General features: G+C 46.1%; 1 protein-coding gene. It reads right to left on the bottom strand.

Annotated elements, in window-relative coordinates; translation table 11 throughout:
• Positions 1–137: 137 nt before the first annotated feature.
• On the bottom strand, positions 138–1,897 hold a 1,760-nt coding region (locus KDK18_RS08320; RefSeq protein ID WP_257254442.1), incomplete at its 5' end, for a WD40 repeat domain-containing protein.

Raw genomic sequence — 1,897 nt, 5'->3', positions numbered from 1 at the left:
ATTGATCGGGTGTTGATGAGAGTGGATCACCAAGGCCGGAATGGTTATTTATGCAGTCCATAGTTCGTTTCTTAAAAGTTGTTGTTTTCGCCGGTTGACAGGGATATTCGAAATTGATTCTGTGGCTTAGAGTCGGTTTAAGTATGAAAGTTCATAACATTGATGTCAGTGAAACTATTCATTCTTAGTTCAGTGATTTGCACCTTGTCATCGCAACGGATAGTCATCACTTGGCCATCGCTGCTGAAGGAGGCTGATCCGATCGAACCATTATGGGAAATGCTGGCTTTTTCTACCCATGATCCATCGCTCTGTTGGCCATAAACTTTCGCCTTGCCATCATGACTGGCAGTGACCACATGGCGGCCATCGACGCTGAATGTGGCTGAGCGGACCCAATCTTTATGGGAAATGGTGGTTTTTTCTATCCAGGATCCATTGTCCTCCTGGCTGTAGATTTTTACAGTGTTATCTTCACTGCGGGTGATCAGATGGCAGCTATTGGGGCTGAAGGTGGCTGAATAGACACGATCCTTATGGCGAATGATCGCTTTTTCTTTCCATGACCCATCGTCTTTAAGACCGTAGATTATCGCACTGCCATCGTCACTGGAGGTCATCAAATGGCGGTTGTCGGCGCTGAATGTCACTGAGTTGATCTTTTTATCATGGGAAATGGTGGCTTTTTCTTCCCTTGAACCATCGGCCCCCAGGCCATGGATTTTCACCTTGTGATCTTTACCAGCGGTCACTAAATAGTGACCATCGGCACTAAGTGTGGCTGATAAGATACAGTCGTGGTAAGTACTGGTTTTTTCTACCCATGACCCATCGTCCTTCTTGCTATAAATTTTCACATTGTGATCGGCACTGAGGGTCACCAGGTGACGACTATCGGGGCTGAAGGTGGCTGATATGACTTTATCATCGTGGTGAATGATGGCTTTTTCTTCCCATGACCCATCGTCCTTCTGGCCATAAATTTTCGCCCTGCCATCATTACTGGCGGTCACCACACAGCGACGATCGGCGCTGAACCTGGCTGAGTTGACTTCGTTGTCATGGGAAATAGTGGCTTTTTCTACCCATGACCCATCGTCCTTTTGTCCATAAATTTTTGCCTTGCCATCTCTGCTTCCTGTCAGCACATGGAGGCCATCGGCGCTGAAGGTGGCTGAGTCGACACAGCCGCGATGGGAAATAGTGGCTTTTTCTACCCATAACCCATCGTCCTTCTGGCCATAAATTTTTGCCATGCCATCGTAACTGTGGGTCACCATATGGCGGCTATCGGGGCTGAAGCAGGACCTTTTGACCACTTCTTTATGGGCGATAGTGGCTTTTGCTTCCCATGATCCATCGTCCTTCTGGCTGTATATTTTTACCGTTTTATTGTCAATTGCGGTCATCACATGGCGGCCATCGGGGCTGAAGATAGCTGAGTTCGCCCTGCCATTACCGGGGAGGATGGCTTTTGTCTCTAATTTGAATTTTTTACATTCAGACATCAATTTAGTGACAGTGGAAAGGTACAGTGCAGGAAAATAAATACTCGGTTGGCGATCTATGATTGACTTGATTAATGCCTCATCCCCGGTAAAGCGCCTCAACCAACCCTTGAGTTGATCTTTATCTTTTGTAGTAACGATTGTCTTTAAAAGAGCCTGATGTGATGGAGAAAACCGGCGATACCACGCCCTTGCTATTGAAGTATCATTTATGAGTATGTTGTTAAGGTATGAATTTGCCCGTGTTAAACCGGTAATATCATGGGCCTGCAAATAGGAATAAATTTTGGATTGTATCTCCACTGGTAAATCGAGCAATAATGAAAGCTTTTTCTTGTCACGTACCATGACGTTCCTGCCCATAGCGGTACCACTGGTTCTTTCTGATC

This window comes from Endozoicomonas sp. SESOKO3, from assembly GCF_024606255.1.
This window is presented reverse-complemented; position numbering and strand designations above follow the sequence as displayed.